This window comes from Mucilaginibacter antarcticus (genome assembly GCF_042686155.1).
In the GTDB taxonomy this organism is placed as follows: domain Bacteria; phylum Bacteroidota; class Bacteroidia; order Sphingobacteriales; family Sphingobacteriaceae; genus Mucilaginibacter; species Mucilaginibacter antarcticus.
In genome coordinates this window covers 26,686-47,612 of sequence record NZ_JBHUON010000014.1, presented here as the reverse complement: position 1 = coordinate 47,612, position 20,927 = coordinate 26,686, and the positions used below count along the sequence as shown (strand labels likewise).

The following is a 20,927-nucleotide window of genomic DNA, read 5'->3' as shown; positions in this document are numbered from 1 at the left end:
GAGTATGATCATCAATCATTGGTTCCGGGCAGGGTGTCTGGAATTTCCATTTTGGCTACACCGATCCGGTCATCCGCCATCCCATAGTAAACATCTATGCGGTTAGGTTGTCCAATATCGTCGCGACGATCTATACCGGTCGGGAACACCACGTTGGCGATCGTTCCAATCGTCTCCTCCGGTAATTCGGGAATTAATATAGGTTTAGGCGAACGATACAATATTTTTTGTGGATCTTTTTCCGAAAGGACCATTACCCCGGCCGAATAGCACAATTTTGGCTTGTCAGCCGTTGATCCCTCCAACTCATGTACACCATGATAAATAATAAGCCATCCATGTTTGGTTAATAAAGGGGGAGCTCCTGCACCTATCTTCAAGTTTTCCCATGGTTCTACAGGTATAGCCAGACGGTGGTTGGATGTGAATTTGGCATATTGTATGGTAGTGTCTTCTCCTAAATTATAATAGGAGATCCAAATACTCTCCTTATGTGAATCTATTTCCCGGTTTTTATGTTTAACAGTTTCCTCGGGAGTTGTGCCTGGAAAAAGCGGGCGGTGCAACATACCGATAGACGGGTGTCCGTGAGGGCTGGGAATAACTAAAGGGAAGACGCTGGCATCTTTATTATTAATGCCATTAAAGTCCACGTGCTTATATGAAAGGTACTTTACCAGCCCTAAGCGTTCCCAATTAAAAAGGTCTTTTGACCTGGCCACAGCAATGCGCGGCCCATCCGGCCCGAAGGCGGTATAGGTCATGATATAATGCGCTAAAGGTTCTACATAAGTTACCCTTGCATCTTCACAGCCACCTCCACCGTTGGGGCGTTTTTCGTATTCGGCTTCAGGTTGTAACGCTATGCCCAAACGTTCTACGCCAATAGGCTCCCCGGTTTTATTAAATTGCACTCTCGCTATACCTATACGGGAATAATTGTTTTTTGCCACCAAACGCGGGAAAAGGTAAAGGGCACCATCCGGGCCACGGGTTGCTGCCGGGTTAAGTACCCCTTCGGTCTCCAATTCATTGCCCGGTTCCGGCTCCATTATGGTGCCGATGCGTTGTAGCTGGAATGGGATCATGATTTTTTGCTTTTATCTTTGCAGGGAATGGCTATTTGCAACAAAGTAATTTGGCCGTCGGGTTGAATCTCACATTCTCCTAATTCAGCAGGTAAGAGCATCACGTCACCTTTACCGATCTCGTAATTTTTTGCATTATATACCACATTTCCGGTTCCCTCTATACCAACTAAAATAATAGGCTCGTTATTGACGCCCACTTTAAACAGCGACTTGTATTTCATGCGCCATAATATGAAATGCTCGTTATCAAATAATTTTTCGGTATTTGACTGTTTAGCATCAACAATCGGCTTTACCGGCCCAATATTAACCTGTTCAAAATCAATACAGGCAAGCGCCTCCTCCACCTGAAGGTCACGTGGTTTACCAGTTTTAGGATCAGTTCGATCCCAATCGTAAAGCCGGAAAGTAACGTCACTATTTTCCTGTACCTCGAACACTACCGTTCCCCCAAGTGTGTGTACCGTACCAGAATGAATAAACACAGCATCTCCCGCTTTAGGTACAAAGCTATGCAGCCTATCAGCTACACAATTGTTTTGAATAGCGGCACGCAAATTTTGCTGGTCAGTGCCTTCTTTTAGCCCGGCATATATGCGGCTATCGTTACCTGTTTCTAAAATCACCCAGGCTTCCGTTTTTCCAGTGTCACCTTTAGGTATATAGCTTTTTTGATCGTCTGAAGGATGAACCTGTACTGACAAAACTTCCTTGCAATCTAAGAATTTTAACAAAAGAGGAAAATAATCAAAACGGTCAACAAGTATTCCCATTAGTTCTTTGGGAAATTCTTTCATCAATTGAGTGATAGTATAACCCTTTAAGTTTCCATTAGTAACCTTACTGGCATGGTCTTTTCTATCGCTCAAAATCCATGCTTCGCCAATTGGTTCCTCCTTTGGCAGTGGCTTAGACAATAATTGCGCTAATTTTCTGCCACCCCATAATCTATATTGATAGATGGGCTCGAATTTTAAGGGGTACAATGCTTTATCCATGTTTTGTAGTAAGCTTACTTATTGAAATAAGTTTCGATTTATTGTAAGATAAGAGAATGATCGAACGGAACTAACCATAAATTAATGAAATGTTAGTATCCACGGTTTTAGTAACAGCCGTGTCGGGATTAAGTAAAACTGCTATGATATGCACGCCTGAACCGCAAGATTATTAATTTACAAACGAAATATTTGTTTAAATGGACTTTATATAAATATAAGTTAACCTTTTAATAACAGCGGATCGCGGACGAACCCTAATAAATAGACCAATAATTGTTTCTATAAATAGCTGATCTATATAAAGGATGTTGATGGACCTCGTGTACCCCAAATTCTTTTCGATCATTTAACTGGAAGTGCATCACCATCGCCAGGATCATTTCCGGCGTGCCCTTCATCCCTGGTTCGATCCTGAACTCTTCAAAAAAAAGATATTCATTAAGTCCATCGCCCTTTATCAATGCCGCCCCGCATTGTCAATGTCCCCCCTCAAAAAAAAACAGGATTTTATGGCAAGCCCTCCGGGGCCGGGCTCATACGCTGTATCTGCTCCGCAGGATGCCGCTGCTATCCCGCTTGCGGAACAGGGAATGGTATTGCTTCAGTCATGATTTTAGCCATCCTTGGATATACAATTATTACGCTCCTTGGGGTTATTGGGAAACTTTATCGCCTGTGTCTCCAATGGCATTTTTTTATTAAATCATCTTTTTTTCAGGCGAAACGGGTAAAAAGCGCAGCTAAAATCAAGCTCGGAAATGTCGTTGGGTTCGCAAAAGATTTCCGGCATAATTCGCTCGTTCGTACCTCTCTCCCTCAGCCTTCGGCACTTATTCCGTTTCCTTTTGCCCGCTGCCGGGCTTTAAGATTTGCTTTCTTTTTTCCCTTTTTCTTTTGAAAAAAATCATCCCAAAAGTCACACGGAAGAAAGGAAAGCGAAACAACAGATTATTCATTATCAAACATTAAAAATTATGCTATTTACAGGGAGACTAACCGCAAAGGCAACAATCAATGCGGTCAAAGGGGACAAACAGGTCATTAATTTTACGGTGGCCATTAACCAAAAATGGAAAAACAAAGCGGACGAAAAAAAGGAAAAGACCGCATTCGTTGATTGCGCTTACTGATGAGATACATTTTATAAATATAATGTTAGCTCTTTTTTTCACTAAGTAAGTTTCTAAGTTTACCCATGTCTTGACCTACTTTGATATCTAATGTCTTTGCATAATGTTGTGTTTGGATTAAGTTAGAATGACCTAACATTTTCGAAACCGATTCGATTGGTACGCCATTGCTTAGCGTTATTGTAGTCGCAAATGTGTGTCTCGCAATGTGGAACGTTAAATTTATCTTAATACCACAGCAGTCAGCTATTTCTTTGAGGTAAGAATTCATTTTTTGGTTAGTTAGCACAGGAAAAGCAAGGTTGCTGACAATGCACTTTGGATGATCATGATATTTTTCCATTAACCTCACAGCCTCTTGTAACAATGGAATATGTGTGGCCGTTTTAGTTTTTTGTCGCTTTGTAAAAATCCATTTCTCACCATCCGCACCCTCGCAGACATCGTTTATTTTTAATTGTTGCAAATCCACATAGGATAAACCGGTGTAACAACTAAATAGAAACATATCTTTAACCTGATTTATACGGTCACTTTCGAATTTCTTTTGAGTAATTCGTTTCAATTCAATATTTGTTAGTGCGGTTCGTTCAACTTCTTTTTTTGTAAGTTTAAAATTTGCAAATGGGTCTACGGTTAACCATTTATTTTTCACGCATACCAAAACTATCTTTTTAAAATTTCCAAGGTATTTCATAGTTGTATTATGATTACATTTTCGAATGCTTTTTAACCAAAAAGCATATTCGCTGATAAATTCAAAATTCAATTCTTTAATGTCTTTGTCAGATACTTTATATTTCCAAAATATAAACTGCTTTGTATGCTCATAAGACGTGTTGTACCGCTCTATTGTACCTGGGGCAAAGTCTATACCTTCCAATGCTTTCATTTGCTCGTTATGGTGCTGAAATAGCTCGAGGATCATTCTTTGGGATTCATCAAAACCTATCAAAACATTTTTGATGGCGGCTGATGTAATCAGCTTATCAGTTTCCATTAGCGATTTTTTCGCTTCGTAGACTTTTTGTTCCAGCGTATTCAAATAATAATTGAGTTCCCGGGATTCTTCTTTTGTCCCAGTAGCTCTGCCGGCAGCAGAATTCCATTTTGAGGGATCCCATTTTCTTTTCGCTGAAAGTTCTTTAGGGTGTCCGTTTACGGTGATCTTAAGATAGATTGGTAACAGGCCGTTTTTGTAATTCTTGGGCTTTCTCATAAAGAATAATAACCCAAAGCTTTTTTCTAACATAATCAACAATTTTTATGGTTAACAAATGTCGATTTTAAGCCCTGAAATGACAAGATGTTTCACTATCGAACATGTTGTAAATCAGTTAATTGTAGCGTTTCCATTGAGTCTTTTTTTTAAATTTAATTTACTCAACGAATAACTCAATAGAATTATGCGATTATATGAATGTTTTGGTAGGGTAGTAGGAACGAAAAAGGCCTCAAATCAACGATTTGAGGCCTTTTAGATGTTTTGATACGTATATCAGCGGAGAGCTAGGGTTTTGAACCTATTGCGTTTCCGCTTCACTGAGGCCTTTTTTGGTACTTTTTGAACTTGAACGCTACGAATAGCGCATTTTTTCAATTTTACCTTTAGCGGAGAGTTAGGTTTGCGAACCTTCACTCTTATATTCTGGTAATCAGTAATTTACATTTTCAAAAGTCCTTTACTCTACGAATAACGCAATAGCAAATAGACTCCAATTGTTATTTCAAATTTAAGGATTTTAATTCTGTAATCCAAAATGCCGAGCTTTTTTTACATTTCTTTTTCAACTTCCTCAACGGGACCTTTCTAATATTAAAATTTCATGAAACTCTACGGACGGCGTTATGATGTCACAAACCTTAAATTCCTCCAAATTGATCATATTTCTAATATATGGTAGGAGAGAGGGTGTTAACTAATTGGAAGGAGGGGAGCCGCACGGATACTATTTGATCTTATGCTAGTCATTTATATGCTATTATGTGCTTTAAAGCACTTTGTTTTATTTGAAATCAAACTGGGCTCCATTGGCACCAGTTATTTTGACATGATGCAGTCAAGAATGCTCGGTATCTCTATAAGAGATAAGCTTCACCAATGATTACTCAAATGTCGGCGCGCTAAATAACCATATTTGGCGAATTGCATTTCTAATCTAATGTGAATTTTCCTGCATTATCAATAAATTACTTTGAAGGAGCCTGTATAACGCCAGATCCAAAATCTTCAGGATGTTCTTTAGCCAATTTCGTGTCGCTACAAGATGCGGTTAAATGTGCAAGTAAATTATTAAAGTTGAATTGACGCTTGGATATTAATTTTTCTGCCCAAAGAGCCGCCACCCCTGCAACGTGTGGTGTTGCCATACTTGTTCCATCCATCGATATTAAACCTCCGCCGATTTTGGCTGAGAGGATATCGATACCTGGCGCAGATAGGGATACACCTGTATTGGAAAATTCTGCTACATAAAGATCTTCACCTTTTTTACCTAAAGCACCTACTGACACTATACCATCGGATATTGCAGGAGGACTCACAGCTATTTTATAGGCGGGCCTTGAACTTTCATTTCCAGCCGCTCCTAAAATAAGAACTGGCTGAATAGACTTATTAATTGATTGTGTTCTAATAAGACTAGCAAGCCGCTCAAATAATAATATATTTTTGCGATACCCTTCTAGTGCATAGGAGACTGCAGCTTCCGTCTGCATTCCATCATTTTCAAGCTCCGCAACGTAACCTGGAAAGTCAATTCCGAGGGACATAGAAATTATGTGAGCTCCGCCTTTAACCGCCCAATTAATTGCATCTACAAGTATATCGCTGCCGCCGCCGTGTTGACCCAGTACCTTACCAATTAAGACTTCCTCAACACCTTTTGCTACACCAATACGTTTTCCATTAACGTCACGGCCAAACGCAACCCCGGCACAATGTGTGCCATGACCGTGTGTGTCTCCATTGCCTTCTCCGGTAAAGTCCTTTTCAACAATTATCAATCCATCGAAAGCCGGGTGCGTTTTATCTATTCCAGTATCGAGAATCGCCATTTTGATTCCTTTTCCAGTATATGGCGTTAACGCCAAACCAAGTGCGTCAATATTCCATAAGTTCCCTTCTGAAATTTCAGCTGATCTACTTTTTACCTGATTGGGCTTGATTAGTTTTAAAGGAATTGCTGGTGCGAGTGCTATTACATTTCGATTGCCTTTTAAAATCTCATGTTCATTTTGATTATCAATAGACTCAACTGTTATATCAAATTTCGACTTAAGCAGTTCCTTGTTTGTCGCTTTGAATGCCGGAGTTGAAGATTTAAGGTCATGCAAAGATTGTCGGTCCACTTTTTCAGTGGAATATAGCACGATATAGTTTTTTTTCATTTTTTTGCTGCAATTAAGTTTAGGCGATATTCTTATAACGTAGCTTTAAAATCGCTGAATGCTTTGGTTTCCCAGTTGTAAAAGTCTTCCGGGTTAGACCAAAATTGTCCCCATGCCCCGTTTAAAAGGCTGTTTACTTTATGCATTGTCTCAGGAGTAGCAATGTCAGACCCGATTTTTTTTGTCCCGACAAGGCAATGTTCGGCAGCGCTTTTCAGAAGGTGCTCTGGCACGGCAATAGCAAATTCGCTCTCATCTAACTTTACTGCCGCAATAATCTTTTTAAACTCTTCCCACTTTTGCCTGATGTCAGCAGCCGCATCTTTAAATCCAATAAGTTCAAGGGCATAAAGAATTGCCTTCATTCTAGCTTCATCAGGAGGATGGCTGGTCTTTTGATATGTTGGTATTTTATAGACATCCCATGACATCTTGGTACACATATGAAGATTCGACCATGCATATGCAGGTCCAAGTGTATAGGTTGCGTAGAGATCGCAAAACAATTCAGATGACCAATTTTCGAACCAGGAATCCTTATAAATAAAAATAGGATCGAATTCTGAACTGGCTGTTTGGTTTTTTATTCTCCGCTCTATTTCCCCATCAAAATGTTTTTTGATCTCTATATTGAAATAACCAAGGCTATGCTGCATAGGTTCGACTTTGGGATTATCCAATGAAAGAAGCGGATGACCTAATTCGTGATAAATATCCGGCAGATGCAGTAAAAACTCTGATTCCAGTAACGGAATACAGATCAGGTTATAAAATGGATAGATGTGATAATATTTCTGGGAGAGACAAGAAGCGACCGGTGTAGGTAAAGGATAATCGATCTCTTTGCAAATCTCATGAACCAACTTATTAATAAATTCATCATCCTTGTCTTTTCTGCTCATGGCGGCAATGACAACATTTTCAATATCGGTCATTTTACCAGCTAGACGCTTAAACTGATAAAATTTCTGACGGATATTTACTGGATTATTATAATCGACATCCTTATATAAATAATCGAGTTCGGTGATAATGCTTTGAATCTCACTGTTAGCTGTAGTTGCAAGCGGCGAAAAATATATACCTAAATCCCTGGCACCTGGAATTTTACCCATCAGTGCCTTTCCTTTTCCAATTGCCTCCTTAATGGCACCGTTGATGTAGGTGTACATTTAATTTAATCTCCTTTAATTTTCGACAAAGCTTCACTGTTCTCGGTGTCTAGTGCTTCTACAAGAAATTCTATTTTCGGAACTACACTTTCGATAGCCCCACTTTTTATTTCTTCCACCAAGGTATTCAGATACGGTATTGACTTTCTATTAATATTCCTTAACTCACGTTCGATTATACTGGACAGCAATTGAAACTGAGGTTGTGCATTATTTATATCATTAATCTTAGTGAGAAATTCAATCAGTTCTTCCTTTTTTACATCGCTTATTTCAGAATGTATTTTCATCTTTACAATGAAATCGTTTAAAATGTCCAAATATTTTCCGGTAATCCGAAAAACGTTTGTGTTTAATCCTATGTTGCTCATGATTTTAATGTTAAATATTAACTGACTTTAAAATATCTAGGTATTCTTCGTCATATGGGCTCCCCAATGTATTAATCCGCCTGTCAGTGATCTTAATAGTTATTGGATAACGTGAGCAATCGTCAGGCTTCGTATAAGCTAAACATGACAAGAAATAGATATCCTGCAATATGGCATCCATGCTCATTGAACCAGAACTATATTTAATATATAAAGGATTCGAGCTGCCTCCATGGTTAAACTCTCTTCCCGTAGTACATAAAAAAGCTTCTTTAGGATTTATTTTCACGTAAGATCCTATTTCCGGGTTTAGTACACAGCCATTATCGATTCTTTCTTGTCTCATATCATATTCCTTTTTGACTTCAAATAGTCGGAAAGGTGAAATCGCATGCTTTGGAATTTCCACAAAATTGATGGAAGCATTTTGAGGTAAGATATTTTTTTCCTTTAAAATATCGATCGATTTTAAGATCCCCTCCCTCTCGGACGCAAAAAGGCGGCCATCCCGGTGAATAACGATCTTTTCTATAGGTAAATTTGAATAACTGCATAAAAGCGCTATCTGCTTTACAAGCATCTTAACTACCTGTCCAGAAGATAATTTTTCCTTATTGTCGGACTTATCAAATTTTGTTAAGATGTTTTTAGAAAACTTATCGACAAATGTAAATCCAGCAAGTTTCTTTTTTACATCAATCCCAATTGTTAGATCAGCGTTTAATGGCATATTGAGAATATATGGCCACCTTTCATTGTTCAAAAGGACCTGGTTAATTGCTACCCCCATAACATACCCGGAATATTTTCCTTTTAAGGCACTACGGATCTCGTACATCGAAGTTCCTTGCGCCGATCGATGTTCATAACATTCCTCTAAAGTATCGCTGTGCATGATGCTTGCAGTAATCATATGGTCATCGTGACAACCGGCTACAACTAAAGCTGCTAGGTCATCATGTTGTCTTTTAACGCGCTCTACCTTGGAGGGCAGCATTACCAAAGCGTAACCACCTTGCTTAGTAATTCCTTCCTTGATCTTTTGCAATATTTCAAAGCCAATTTCAACTGCATTCTTCTTCCCACGATCATCATACGGAATCACGATTGGATTCCAACCTGAGTCAGAAGGATGCATCAGGTTTACCTGAGCGGTCAGGTGATTAAGGAAATATTTTTGATTACCATACATGTTAAAAACCGTTTGAGGCACGACAAAGTATTGCGTCTGAAACGTAGCAGTCGTGTAAAATCCGACATTTTGATCTAACAAGAGGTTTTTACGCTTTCGTCCTAACTGATCAATACTGGTCCTGATAGCACCAGTGGTGTTTCCCACCGTTAATGCGGTGTTTCTTCCGAACATCAGATCAGGAGGGTAAAACTTTTTCTTTTCAACCACAACAGGATCCTGAGAGATGCTCAACTGAATATTTCCATAGAATAGGTTTTTTAGATAGCGCTGTCGAACGGCTCTAACAAGTTTCCTCCTATAAAAGGGAATAATGATCGACTTCTTATGAATCTTTCGAATCTGAGGGTCTTCGGTGTCAAAAACACGATAGCAAAGTCCTGCAATTACCGTTCTTTCCTGATTATCGTTAGTTTTATAAATAATGGCGGCCGCATCGTCCGGTAACTTTGCGACGTTTGGAGGCATTGGACTTCCGAATCTCTCCAACGTGTCCTGTAATAAAGAAACCAATTTCCCATCTGATGGCCTTGTAAATTTGTAATCTGATGCATTGAAATCACTGTAATGGTCTGCTCTTATCTCATATTTGTGATGTCCATATTGATACACAAGATGAGAATTGCGAACGCCCTCTTCTTTGAATTGCTTTCGGGTTAATCTGACATTTAACGGCTCGTTGGACAAGTACTTTTTCGTCACATCAACGGCAAGCCCAAATCCCCCCTCTGGTAATTCTGTCACGCGAACAAAGAAACCATTATGAATAGACACATTACCTATAGTCTCATTAGGCTCGTTATTGAAAAAAGCGTCTCCGGAGCCGGGTTGCCACAAGTCCGGATTCTTATTCAATTCGGTCTGAAGATCAAATTGAAGAAATCTTAGAATTATAGCTTTCGTCGAATCGTCATAATTAATAAAATCTAATTTAAGGGATTCAGCGATCTGTCGAAAACAAACCCGGATTCCACGCTTGACAGTAATATCATCCGGAACCCTGGAAGTAATATTTTCCTCATTCCGCACAACGAGCAGCGGCTTTTCCTCCCGTGTAATAGATGTGACGGGGTGCTTCAATTTATAGGATAAATTTTTAATAATATATTGAATATTACTATCATAGTCCTCATCGGATTCATTAAGACCGACTATATCATAAAGAATATAATCAGCCGATAACTGATCAAGGTTATTAATTGGAAAGATAACTGTTTCGTAATTCATGATCGTTCGATTTACAGATTCGTTTAAATGGACAATTAAGGCAATTTTCAAAAAACAGGGTAGTTGAGAATTTTTCAGCGTCAAGTTGGCTATATTTTTTATGACAACCCGTAATATACATCTCCATAATGCTGCTTGAAATCTTATCTCCTAATTCTTCTAGCGCATCATTAGTTACTTCATAATCTCTTTTTATTCTGTCTTTATGTAATAGTTGATATTCAGTTAGTTTATAATCAGACAACTTATATTCTGTGATATTCGCCGGAAAATCGGAATGCGGTTTCGATGCTGCGACCTTATACAGGGCGACGGCATAGGAGATCAATTGTTCATCATACGATACATTTCCGAAAGTGTGCACTTTCCAATCAAATATATGGGGTGGCTCATTATCGAAAAAGGCAATCATGTCTGGAATGGCCCGAACGTTGAATCTGTCTACAGGATAAACCAACGCTCGCTGGCTGATTAAACGTTTGGAAGTTTGTAGATATGCGATAAATTCTGCGTTATCCAACAAATTACTAAGCGCTGTTCTGATATCCGTTTTCGCAATCTCTAAATCGTCGTCTGATAAATCCAGTCCATATTCACAATCCAGTAAAGCGGCAAAGTGCGGATCATCGTTCAATTTGCTTCCCGGCAGTCGATATTTTTGAAAAACGGCGTATTCAAGCTGATTGTCGAAAGCCAGCATGGCCTGATTAATAAAATAATCCTTCTTTATTGGCATTTTTCTATTAACTGCATTAACGAGTATTCTGCTAATAATCTCATCGACTATTGTTCCCCGCCATGCTTCAATAGTTTGCAGCTTTGAAAGGACGGTCACCTCCTTTCGGAAGGCATCATTCTTCACCATCGGATGAGAAACAATGTTACTGTAGTACCATTGTCGTTCACATCTATTAAACTGCTTATATCCTGATATTGACCAAATCATTTTTTCCGGCTTCTCATAAATTTCAAATAGTTCAGTAATTCAATCTCTTCATCATTTGTTATGCTTCCTACCCTGTAGGCGATAGGACTTTTATCCTCTTCTAATTTCTTTGAAAGCTTTTCTGGTACAGGATATCCTACTTTTTCCATCAAAGTTTCATAACTTACACCATAGGTTTCGGAAAGCTTATGTAATGTTAGCGGTGATGGCTGCCTAATCTTTCCAGATTCCAATTGGCTCAAGTAAGCATTAGATACTTCGGTCTTCCTTTCAACCTCCCTTAAAGTCATCCCTTTCGACTCTCTTAGAGCTTTAAAATATTCTCCGTAATTTTCCATATAAATAATGCTGCTAAGTTTCGCAAGCAAATGTAAGTAACTTTGCTAAGTTTCGCAAGCAACTTTATTATAAAGTTTTTCACAAAGGAATTGTTTTATTAGTTTTCTATGAAAGATAAGTAATTACAGCATTGACCTGGCCAAATGAAACATCACCGCCGAGAAGTTTCCTAATATCTGATAATGATGTATTACCTTGATCGACAAGTGATTTTATCCTTGAATACTGAGCGTTGTCCATCAAATCAAGTATGTCAATTTCTTTTGTTCGGAGAAAGGATGCAAGATGGAATTCAATTGCCTGCCGGTTTAAGCTGGTAAGTTTTGCAATCTCAGTAATTGTGTTTCCCGCTCTAAATAATTCAAGACTGTTTTTTTCAGGACTTTTCTTATCCTGTATATTGTCGAGCAATTTGCCTTGTAAACTATTTTTCGCGCTCTCGTTATTAGGTTTTCGAAATTCAGTCATCGCTCCACCAATATCTTTACCAGATTTCATCGCAGCAGCTACTAACTTCGCAATAGATAACCCCGTCAGTTTAGTTTGCCCGTATTTTTTGACATTCCTTAATGTAGGCAGTTGATTTTTGTAGTTAATGTCTTCACCATACGTTTTAATAAAAAGCGTTATTTCATTTAATAGAGCGCTTAATTGCCCTCCTAGATAATCGGCGGCTATGATTACTCTTTCAAAAACCTTATCACATTCTGATCCATTATCCTTAAATAGAGCGCTTAATTCAATATTGAATTTTTGAAATATTACGGAAAGTTTTAGAAAGTTTGTAAATACGGATCGGGTGATTAACAGAGAGTGGGTTTTCGCAAATCCAATACTTTCCTCTAAATCGCTCAAATCAAATAACTTTATTAACGTCTTTTCAGTAAAAGCCAACTGAGATCTTTTCAGTTCAGTTTCCGATAAAAGGGTTCCTGCATTTTGCTCCATAAAAGATTTCACCCGCTTATTGATTTTAATTAAATTCGGACCTAATGGTGATTTTAAACTGAGGCCGTCTAACGTACGCAATCGACTTAATGCAACATAAACCTGTCCTTCCGCGAAAGTTTCTGAGGCGTCAATAACTAAATCGTCAAAAGTCAAACCCTGGCTTTTGTGAATGGTTATCGCCCAGGCGAGTTTGACAGGAAATTGCTGAAATGTGCCTAGCTGTTCATCAATTACAGTTTGTGTTTCGAGCTCCGGCCTTTGCCTTAAATTGAACCAAATTTCTTCCTCAACTTCCAAAAGATCACCGTTTCCAAAATCAATTGTCAATTTGCTCGGTTCGATTTTATGCACAATTGCCATTTTACCATTGTAATATTTTTTTATTTTACTCCGGTCATTTGTAAGCAGCATTACCCGTGCACCCGGCTTCAATTTTAGTTCCTTCAACGTCGGATACAGCTCAGGAGGATATATTCCAACTATTTTTGCGTGTAAAACCTTTTCCGGTTCTTGGATACTCGACAAATTAGACTCATTAATTAAGTCAGCTTTTTTATTGTGTGTAGTAAGGGTGATTTTATCACTAAGTTGGCCATCTGAACCGGAATGGTAGTGCCTGTTTAACAATTCAAAATGAGACAGATCACACGTATTGTCCCGCAAAGCATTTAAAAGCGAGACGAATTCTTGATCCGATTGACGATAAACTTTTTTTAGTTCTAACACGACTGGTATAGCCTGCTGGTATACTTTTGCATCAACAAAAAAACGACCGTAATAATATTTTTTTAGCAGTTCAATATTGTCATCACTTGCTATGGGGGCAAGCTGAAAAAGATCTCCAATGTATACAATTTGCAATCCGCCGAATGGAGCGGCATCATTATTCCTCACCTTTTTCAGTACATAATCAATAGCATCAAGGACATCGCAGCGAACCATCGAAACCTCATCAATCACGAGTAGTTCCAGGTTTTTTAGGATTTCCCTTGTTACACTATCTATAGTCCTGGCTTTGAATAAATCAATATTTTCAGGCACGTAAGGTGCACGTGGAAGATTAAATAAAGAATGTATAGTAACGCCATCCGCATTTATCGCAGCGACACCTGTTGGAGCTGCCACAAGCATCCTTTTATAAGTATTAGCCCGTAGTATTTTAAGAAATGTTGTCTTACCGGTACCTGCCTTACCGCTAACAAAGACATGACAATCTGTAGTATTTATCAACTCAAATGCCTGGCGAAAAACAGCGTTATCTTTGTCAAGTTCCATTATAGTATAGCTAAATAATGTATAAACATTACGAATATAGTTGGAAAGCATTCGATAATCTACCAGCTACCTTGTTCGCAAATGACAGCGGATATAAAACTTTCACACTCTCACCATATGATAAAATGAACTGCTCAAACTCATAATTTACGATTAGATTCAGATTGACTTCCAAGGTAGTTTCATTAATCCATTTCGAGATTTGGGAGCCGTGAATTGGTTTCGAGGTTATATATTTACCAGTCTTTCCGAAAAATTGAAGTTCGATTTTTTCAAGCTTTCCGTCAACAGGCTTTGAAACACCAATAATATCCTCGAAATAATCATCCCAATCAATACTTTCATTGTGGATATATTTCTTAGAAATTTCCTCGAACTTATTAATTCTATCCAAGGCTAAATTCCAGTCGAATCTATCAGTTTCAGGGTTAAATCCATATAAAAACCATCGATTATTATACTGTTTTAAATAATAGGGATGTAGTTCAATAACAATTGCTACATCGGCTTCAAAGGGTTGATATTCGAACAACAATACCTTTTTATAAAAAATGGCATGATGTAAAGCCGTTAAAAAATCTATCCCTTTTAAATATGGGTTTGAGTCAAAATCAACAATGGTGTGATTGGCTTTATATAAATTAAAACCTTGATTGAGCTTTGGTATTAGGTCTCTTATCCATTCAAACTGTGGAGTGCCCTTAAATTGGCTTAAAATGTTAACTGCATTCTTTAAATAATTGATTTCTATTTCATTCAGCGGCATATTATTAATTGAAAATCCCGGGTCACTATACCGATAGTAAACTTTTTTTCCAATCCTATATTTTTGTAACTCAATTCCCCAACCCGCTTCACTGCTCATGAAGGTAATATCCCCGAATATTTGCCTCCTACTTATACCATTAGACTGTGGGTCTATTTCGATGAGCGCCTTATTGCATTCTTCAATCAAGTCATCAATATAGTAACGCTTGCCCGTATTGCGAAAGCAATTATCCAATATTTTATATCGTATAAAAGCATTTTTATTGGTGGCCATCTATGTTCTTTTTATTTACGATACTTGTAGATAAGTGTAAAGTTATCAAAAATAATTTATCTGTGCAGATAAACTGCACAGATGTTTGTTTACTTTGTATAGTTCTTTGAAAGCCCGCTTGAAAATTTTGAAATATGCCATCTGTCTAATTAAATTAGAAAATCGGATGGTTGTTACTAGATTTAATTCCAGTAACAGAATGTCTCTTAGGTCATTTATCTACGATACACTATAATCATGCTATACAATCATATACAATTTATGCTATATAACTATATAAACTGATGTACGGCAACACTGTAACTGCGCATACACAAAGAAAATTAAAGCGGGCTTTAAAAGACCTTATCAGGATTAAATGAATCTCCAAGAATCACAGAAAAAACATATTAGATCTGCCTTTAAAAAAATCAAATCAAAAAGTGATTTCTTGGATCTTTTAAACTATTCGAAAAAAAATATTTATGGTGAAAAAGCAAGGTTATTTGAGTTAAAGCATATAACTTATCATAGCAACCCTAATATAAACCCTAAAAGGTATCACCAATTTTCTATTAGCAAGAAGTCTGGTGGCGTTAGAACAATTAATGCGCCTAACAAAGGGCTAAAATCTATTCAGAAATGCCTTAGTTTAATATTTCAGAACATATATGATGTATCACCTGATGCGTATGGATTTATACCGAATAAATCCATTGTTGATAATGCTAAAATTCATGCTTGTAGCTTATATGTTTACAATATTGATCTAAAGGATTTTTTTTCGAGTATAGATCAGGCTAGAATTTGGGGAAGGATGCAACATCCTCCCTTTAATTTGAAAGGGACAAATAATAAAATTGAAGTAGCAAATATTATTGCTGCGTTATGTTGCCAAGAAATTCTTGTCGAACGTTTAGATGGTGCTGGGACATGGCAAACAGTTTTAAAAAATGTAGTCCCCCAAGGAGCGCCAACCTCCCCGACATTAACAAATATCATATGTCAAAGTCTCGATTTTTATTTAGGTGCTGCCGCCAAAAAATTTGGCGTTAAATATAGTAGATACGCAGACGACATAACCTTTAGTTCATCACATAATATATATAAGGAAAATAGTGAATTTGTAGCGGAAATAAAGCGGATTATTACTAATCAAAATTTCAACATAAAAGATTCTAAGACGAGGCTTCAAAAAGCCGGGTTCAAGCAAGAAGTAACCGGTCTGTTAGTAAATGAAAAACCAAACGTACATAAACGATATATTAAAGAATTAAGAAAATGGCTTTATTACTGGGAACATTATGGCTATGCTACAGCAAATGATTATTTCATCCCACATTACATTGCAGATAAAGGGGACAAAAATCAACAGCCAAACTTGAAAAATGTGCTTGGCGGTAAGTTGGATTTTTTAAAAATGGTTAAAGGTGCGGATGATTCTACCTATATAGGATTACTTTCACGGTTTAGGATATTAAATGACAGTTCACGTGATCAATCTGTATTTGAAATAAAAAACAAGCCTGATCCGGTAAAAAAAGTTACCCCTAAGTCAATATCAACTTTTCCAGTAATTCATACCCCGAAGGTTTTGGTGTCAATTTTGAAAAGGTTTTCGATTAATAAATCAGCCTTAAAATTTGCCACGCATAGCTGGGACGCAGGACAGGACGAGGCTGTATTTAGTGATTATGGCGATTTTATTAAAAAGGCAAAAAAGGAATTTGATAAGGTAAGCTTAGGGCTAAATGAACTTAGTCCACAATTGCGAGCGAAAATATTGTCCTTTTTATTTTATGAAAATGTCAAAGAGCAAGGCTGGGGGATGCATAGGATCAAGTTCGGGTGGAGTTCTCCTGAATTAAAAGAAAATATGAAGGATAACACTAAAAAGCCGGAAAATTTCGTCCTTCCTTTATATGCTCAGTTTCAGTTAAAAACAAAGCAAGGAATTCAGACAATTCAAAAATTCAAGCAAGTAATAGATATTTTCAAAAACGAAATAGAGGTTAGGGACGAGAACTCCGCGTTAGAGGAATTGATCTTAGATCTCCATGATAGGCACTTACATGGTTTCACCATCAAAGAGTTTACTAATTTAGAAAACAAGAATTTCTATACTGATATAGATTATTTGACCAAAGTTTTGGACTTGGTTTTCGAGAATATTAAAAAAAGACAATTCTTTCCGGAGGTCAGTTATGAGGTTATAGAAAATAATGATTCTTATACCCTGTCAATTCTTCATCATCGATCAACCGTAAGGGGCTTATCTCTTTATGATGAGAAATTTTCTTTGGAAAAAGGTGACTTTGGTACCATAAAAGCCAGGTTAAATAATCTTTGCGATTGGAGTATCCAAACTGAATTTCAGGAAGGTAGTTATCAATTAAATTATCTTTCTTCCGATCCGTTATCCCCCCCATTTCAAAAAATTGAAAAAGCAGAAGGATTTAATTACTTATTCACTTTTTACAAATAAAATGAAACTACTATTAGTTGAAGACCGCATCAGCCGGATGGAGCAATTTTCCAATATAGATATTTCTAAAATTGCAAATATTGACATCATCACGGACAAGCCGTTCGATAATTTAATTTTAGAACTTGATCAGAAGAAACATGAAGTATTTGATAAATACGATTGTCTTATGATCCACAGGTCTGCGTTAACGAACCTGCAAAGGGATATTGTAAAAAATCATTGCGAACTAAAAAATAAGCCGTTGGTTTTTTTCTCAGGTGGAATAACGGCAAGTTTGTATAATGATAAACGATTCTCGTTTCTAAATATAAATTCCAAAGACTTCTATTCGCCTAATTTTAAGCTATTTACCGATGAAATAAATGCAAGTTCTAAAATTAATCTATTGACGTTACAATTTGGGGCAAAATGGAAATTGAACCTGTTGCTTAGCCTTAGAAACGAGGTAAATACAAGGATACAACTCAGCACCATTAAACGTGTCCGGGATCTTCAAATCAACAATATGATCAAAAATGAACTTGTCGAATATTTTGATCTGGCATGGTTAAAAGCTGGAGATCTGACAGAGATCACCGAAAGTCAGGTCCATATTTTTTATAATAAATTAAATCTCCTAATTTCTGAATCCGTATGAAAAAGTTATTGATACACAACCAAAATACATTTCTTGCGGATGGGATGATCTTTTCGAATCCAGAACAGTTTGTTTTTGATCCAGATTTCGATGTTATCGACGTGGATCACTATATAACCAATCAACTTATATCGGGTGACCTCAAAGATAAGTTAGCACAGGCAGAAGTGGTATTTATTAAGGTAGCCTTGACCAATAATTATTTAGAATATATGGGAATCCGGTTGGCATACCATTTAAGATTAACAGAATCCCTAGGTGAGAAAATAAATATTCCAATAATTTTTGTAGCTGAAGAGTCATACCAGTTTTTAGGTTTGACCAGTCAATTGTCAGAAATCCTATTTACAAAAGGCATTTACTTAATGCGGGATACAAAGGATGATCTTGATAAATTTAAAAAGCTGATAAATGAGGGCAGGATTCAAAACCTTCCTTCTTTGGAGGAATTTATTTCAAAAATTCAAGTTCCCCCTCCTGCGAATTATCAGACCCACCATTCAATCGCAAATGAGTGGTGTATTTTAAGGTGGGCCGAGATGGCCAATAACATCTCCGAGGGTGAGCGTGAGGTCATAAAGAAAGAAATTAAAACCACCGATACTTTATATTATAAATATCTGGAAGCGCAATACATCAATTTATCATCAGAAAGTGCAAGGCAAAAATTTAAAAGAGATGATAATCGAAAGGCCCTTCTGGTTAATAGAAACCCGAAAGTTAACGCAAAGATTTATTATATCGATGATGAAGCACATAAGGGATGGGGTATGCTTTTTAAGGAGGTTATTTTCAAGCCATTTACACAGGATTCTTTATTCGGTTATTATGACGAGTTTAAGAAGGGTGAAAAAAGAGAATCGTTACTTGCTCGTCTTAAATTAAAAATCAAATCACTTATTAATGACGAAGGATATAATGTTTTTATCATTGACCTCCGGTTATGTGATGATGATTTTCATAACGGCATTGACCCCTGTGGATTTGAACTGATTAAAGAAATTAAGAAGATCAATAAAGGTGTTCAGGTAGTAATTTTCACAGCATCAAAAAAAGCAGAAAACGTTAATAAGGCATTGTTAGCCGGCGTTGAAAATTATGTATTAAAAGAGTCGCCGGAAAATGTCCTGACAAGGGAGGGTAGTTACCAGTTATATTTAGAGTTTTATAAAAAGGTCACCAATGCAATAAGCAAAAGTTATTTGGCATCTGTGCATATGACTATAGAGCATTTAAAATCCACAACGTTATTTGCAGGATCGACAAATGATGCTCAAAAACTATTTAGGGCAGACACCATTGGAAAAGACGGTTCACTTGATAAGATCTTCTCTTTAGTTGAGAGTAGGAATGACTCTTTTATAAATTATTCCGTTTTAACAGCATTTTCCACTTTAGAAAAATTTGCGTCGTTATATTTTCTTCCAACCTCGGCATCGGGTAAGATTGAAAAATCGGACACTTCACTATTTACAGTCTACACTGAAGCTCCAAATCAAAAGATTAATACTATTTTTCATTTTATTCGAGGGAGATTTTCATTTCAAAAAAGTACCGCTAACGAAACCATCAATGATGTAGTATTTCAAGCAGGTCACGAATTACATTCGAAAAATGATTTTGAGGGTCCCGATAAATCGTCACTGACTAAAATCATTTCCGTTTTAAAGTATCGGTATTATTTTGACGATATCCGTCTAACAAAACTTATTGAGCTGAGATATCTAAGAAGTAATTTAGCTGCACACAATACGGGTAATGTAGATGAGTCGAAACGAAAAATTGAGATTGAAGATATGTCATTTCTGCTAGATATTTTGAAAGATGTATTTTAGTTGACTTTACAGCCTCCACGTTTCGACGCTTAAAAACGAGATTTATCAGCTGCGTTGAGAGATTTTAAAGTCACTGGGAATATTGGGAACGGAAATTACCAACCTGCTTCAAGTGTTGTACTAGGGTTAAAGTTTTCCTTTACAAATTAATGGACCAATAATTTATTTAATTAGACTGACTCTTACGGTTATAACGATATCGTTTTGGACGCCTGTTCCCTGATACCTTTTTCCATACATAAATCCCTGCTAAACCAAATCCGATAACCCATTTCCACAATGAATAGTTATCTGTTTGCAACGGTATGCTGTCCTGAGAATATGAAAGCACATGTTTATTGAACTGGTCATCGATGATAAGCGACTCTAGAATCTCGTAATTTAAATCCCGATCTTCTTCTTCTAAGTTGATGACCAAAACTACAGCTTGTTTATTTTGATATTTCTTGTACTTAGTCGCATCAATTGGATGAGTAACTACTATCTCAATAAAAACTTCTTTACCATTCACATTTACCGTGGCATCCGGTATTAAATCATTGCACCTGATCTCGCAAACAGCGTTGGTATACTCCGCCATTCCCTTGCCAGGAAAAAAAATCTTTGAATTATTTAAGATTATCGTTTTGGCAAGCAAATGTAATTCCGTTTCAGGTGTCGGGTTGCAATTTGTCTTAGTACTATGTCTGAAGTGTTGCCGCTTAGATGTATTTAACACTGCTTCTAACACACTTCCGCAAGTATAGCATACACAATCGCATTTCAACCCTACATGAATTACCTTTGATATCGGAATTATCTCATTAGTAACCTTATGAATCCCGACTATTGGTTGCCTTTTCATTTTTATGAAAATATAAA

General features: G+C 37.1%; 17 protein-coding genes. 5 read left to right on the top strand and 12 right to left on the bottom strand.

Translation table 11 applies throughout. The features are described from left to right. Positions 1-11: 11 nt before the first annotated feature. Positions 12-1,088, bottom strand: coding sequence for a glycoside hydrolase family 130 protein (locus ACFSYC_RS12365; RefSeq protein ID WP_377127896.1), 1,077 nt, complete (start codon positions 1,086-1,088; stop codon positions 12-14). Continuing rightward, a complete protein-coding gene (locus ACFSYC_RS12360) occupies positions 1,085-2,089 on the bottom strand; it encodes a type I phosphomannose isomerase catalytic subunit (protein WP_377127893.1) in 1,005 nt (334 codons plus the stop codon). The genes ACFSYC_RS12365 and ACFSYC_RS12360 overlap by 4 nt, the downstream gene beginning before the upstream one ends. Positions 2,090-2,699: 610 nt before the next feature. On the opposite strand from ACFSYC_RS12360, the gene ACFSYC_RS12355 reads away from it, so the two are divergent. Both ACFSYC_RS12355 and ACFSYC_RS12350 read left to right on the top strand, forming a co-directional pair. Continuing rightward, entirely contained in the window at positions 2,700-2,990 is a 291-nt protein-coding gene (locus ACFSYC_RS12355; protein WP_377128083.1) for a hypothetical protein, read from the top strand. A 76-nt stretch (positions 2,991-3,066) separates the two neighbouring features. Then, complete coding sequence (locus tag ACFSYC_RS12350; protein WP_377128077.1) at positions 3,067-3,222, top strand: single-stranded DNA-binding protein; 156 nt, start codon at positions 3,067-3,069, stop codon at positions 3,220-3,222. 25 nt (positions 3,223-3,247) lie between these two features. On the opposite strand, the gene ACFSYC_RS12345 is transcribed toward ACFSYC_RS12350, so the two are convergent. The 9 genes from ACFSYC_RS12345 to ACFSYC_RS12305 all read right to left on the bottom strand — a co-directional run bounded on the left by ACFSYC_RS12345 (position 3,248) and on the right by ACFSYC_RS12305 (position 15,127). Further along, entirely contained in the window at positions 3,248-4,474 is a 1,227-nt protein-coding gene (locus ACFSYC_RS12345) for a site-specific integrase (protein WP_377127890.1), read from the bottom strand. A gap of 938 nt (positions 4,475-5,412) precedes the next feature. Next, positions 5,413-6,612: a S8 family peptidase gene (locus ACFSYC_RS12340; protein ID WP_377127887.1), complete on the bottom strand. Its 1,200-nt coding sequence runs from the start codon at positions 6,610-6,612 to the stop codon at positions 5,413-5,415. Positions 6,613-6,644: 32 nt separating this feature from the next. Then, positions 6,645-7,784 carry a hypothetical protein gene (locus ACFSYC_RS12335; RefSeq protein WP_377127884.1) on the bottom strand — a complete coding sequence of 380 codons (1,140 nt, stop codon included), beginning with the start codon at positions 7,782-7,784 and terminating at the stop codon, positions 6,645-6,647. 5 nt (positions 7,785-7,789) lie between these two features. Continuing rightward, on the bottom strand, positions 7,790-8,155 hold the full coding sequence (locus tag ACFSYC_RS12330; protein ID WP_377127881.1) for a hypothetical protein: 366 nt from the start codon (positions 8,153-8,155) through the stop codon (positions 7,790-7,792). A 10-nt stretch (positions 8,156-8,165) separates the two neighbouring features. Next, positions 8,166-10,574, bottom strand: a complete 2,409-nt coding sequence (locus ACFSYC_RS12325) for a hypothetical protein (RefSeq protein ID WP_377127878.1) — start codon at positions 10,572-10,574, stop codon at positions 8,166-8,168. Next, complete coding sequence (locus tag ACFSYC_RS12320) at positions 10,543-11,520, bottom strand: PD-(D/E)XK nuclease family protein (protein ID WP_377127875.1); 978 nt, start codon at positions 11,518-11,520, stop codon at positions 10,543-10,545. The genes ACFSYC_RS12325 and ACFSYC_RS12320 overlap by 32 nt, the downstream gene beginning before the upstream one ends. Further along, positions 11,517-11,858: a helix-turn-helix domain-containing protein gene (locus ACFSYC_RS12315; RefSeq protein ID WP_377127872.1), complete on the bottom strand. Its 342-nt coding sequence runs from the start codon at positions 11,856-11,858 to the stop codon at positions 11,517-11,519. The genes ACFSYC_RS12320 and ACFSYC_RS12315 overlap by 4 nt, the downstream gene beginning before the upstream one ends. 106 nt (positions 11,859-11,964) lie before the next feature. Further along, positions 11,965-14,085, bottom strand: coding sequence for a helix-turn-helix domain-containing protein (locus ACFSYC_RS12310; RefSeq protein WP_377127869.1), 2,121 nt, complete (start codon positions 14,083-14,085; stop codon positions 11,965-11,967). A 28-nt stretch (positions 14,086-14,113) separates the two neighbouring features. Further along, positions 14,114-15,127, bottom strand: a complete 1,014-nt coding sequence (locus ACFSYC_RS12305; RefSeq protein WP_377127866.1) for a helix-turn-helix transcriptional regulator — start codon at positions 15,125-15,127, stop codon at positions 14,114-14,116. A gap of 358 nt (positions 15,128-15,485) precedes the next feature. Between ACFSYC_RS12305 and ACFSYC_RS12300 the strand changes: the two genes are divergently transcribed. Genes ACFSYC_RS12300 through ACFSYC_RS12290 form a run of 3 tightly spaced genes read left to right on the top strand, consistent with a single transcriptional unit; the run spans position 15,486 to position 20,066 of the window. Continuing rightward, on the top strand, positions 15,486-17,591 hold the full coding sequence (locus ACFSYC_RS12300) for a reverse transcriptase domain-containing protein (RefSeq protein WP_377127864.1): 2,106 nt from the start codon (positions 15,486-15,488) through the stop codon (positions 17,589-17,591). A 1-nt stretch (position 17,592) separates the two neighbouring features. Continuing rightward, positions 17,593-18,231 carry a hypothetical protein gene (locus ACFSYC_RS12295; protein ID WP_377127862.1) on the top strand — a complete coding sequence of 213 codons (639 nt, stop codon included), beginning with the start codon at positions 17,593-17,595 and terminating at the stop codon, positions 18,229-18,231. Then, positions 18,228-20,066 carry a response regulator gene (locus ACFSYC_RS12290; protein ID WP_377127861.1) on the top strand — a complete coding sequence of 613 codons (1,839 nt, stop codon included), beginning with the start codon at positions 18,228-18,230 and terminating at the stop codon, positions 20,064-20,066. The genes ACFSYC_RS12295 and ACFSYC_RS12290 overlap by 4 nt, the downstream gene beginning before the upstream one ends. Before the next feature lie 166 nt (positions 20,067-20,232). On the opposite strand, the gene ACFSYC_RS12285 is transcribed toward ACFSYC_RS12290, so the two are convergent. Beyond that, on the bottom strand, positions 20,233-20,910 hold the full coding sequence (locus ACFSYC_RS12285; RefSeq protein ID WP_377127858.1) for a hypothetical protein: 678 nt from the start codon (positions 20,908-20,910) through the stop codon (positions 20,233-20,235). Positions 20,911-20,927: the final 17 nt, after the last annotated feature.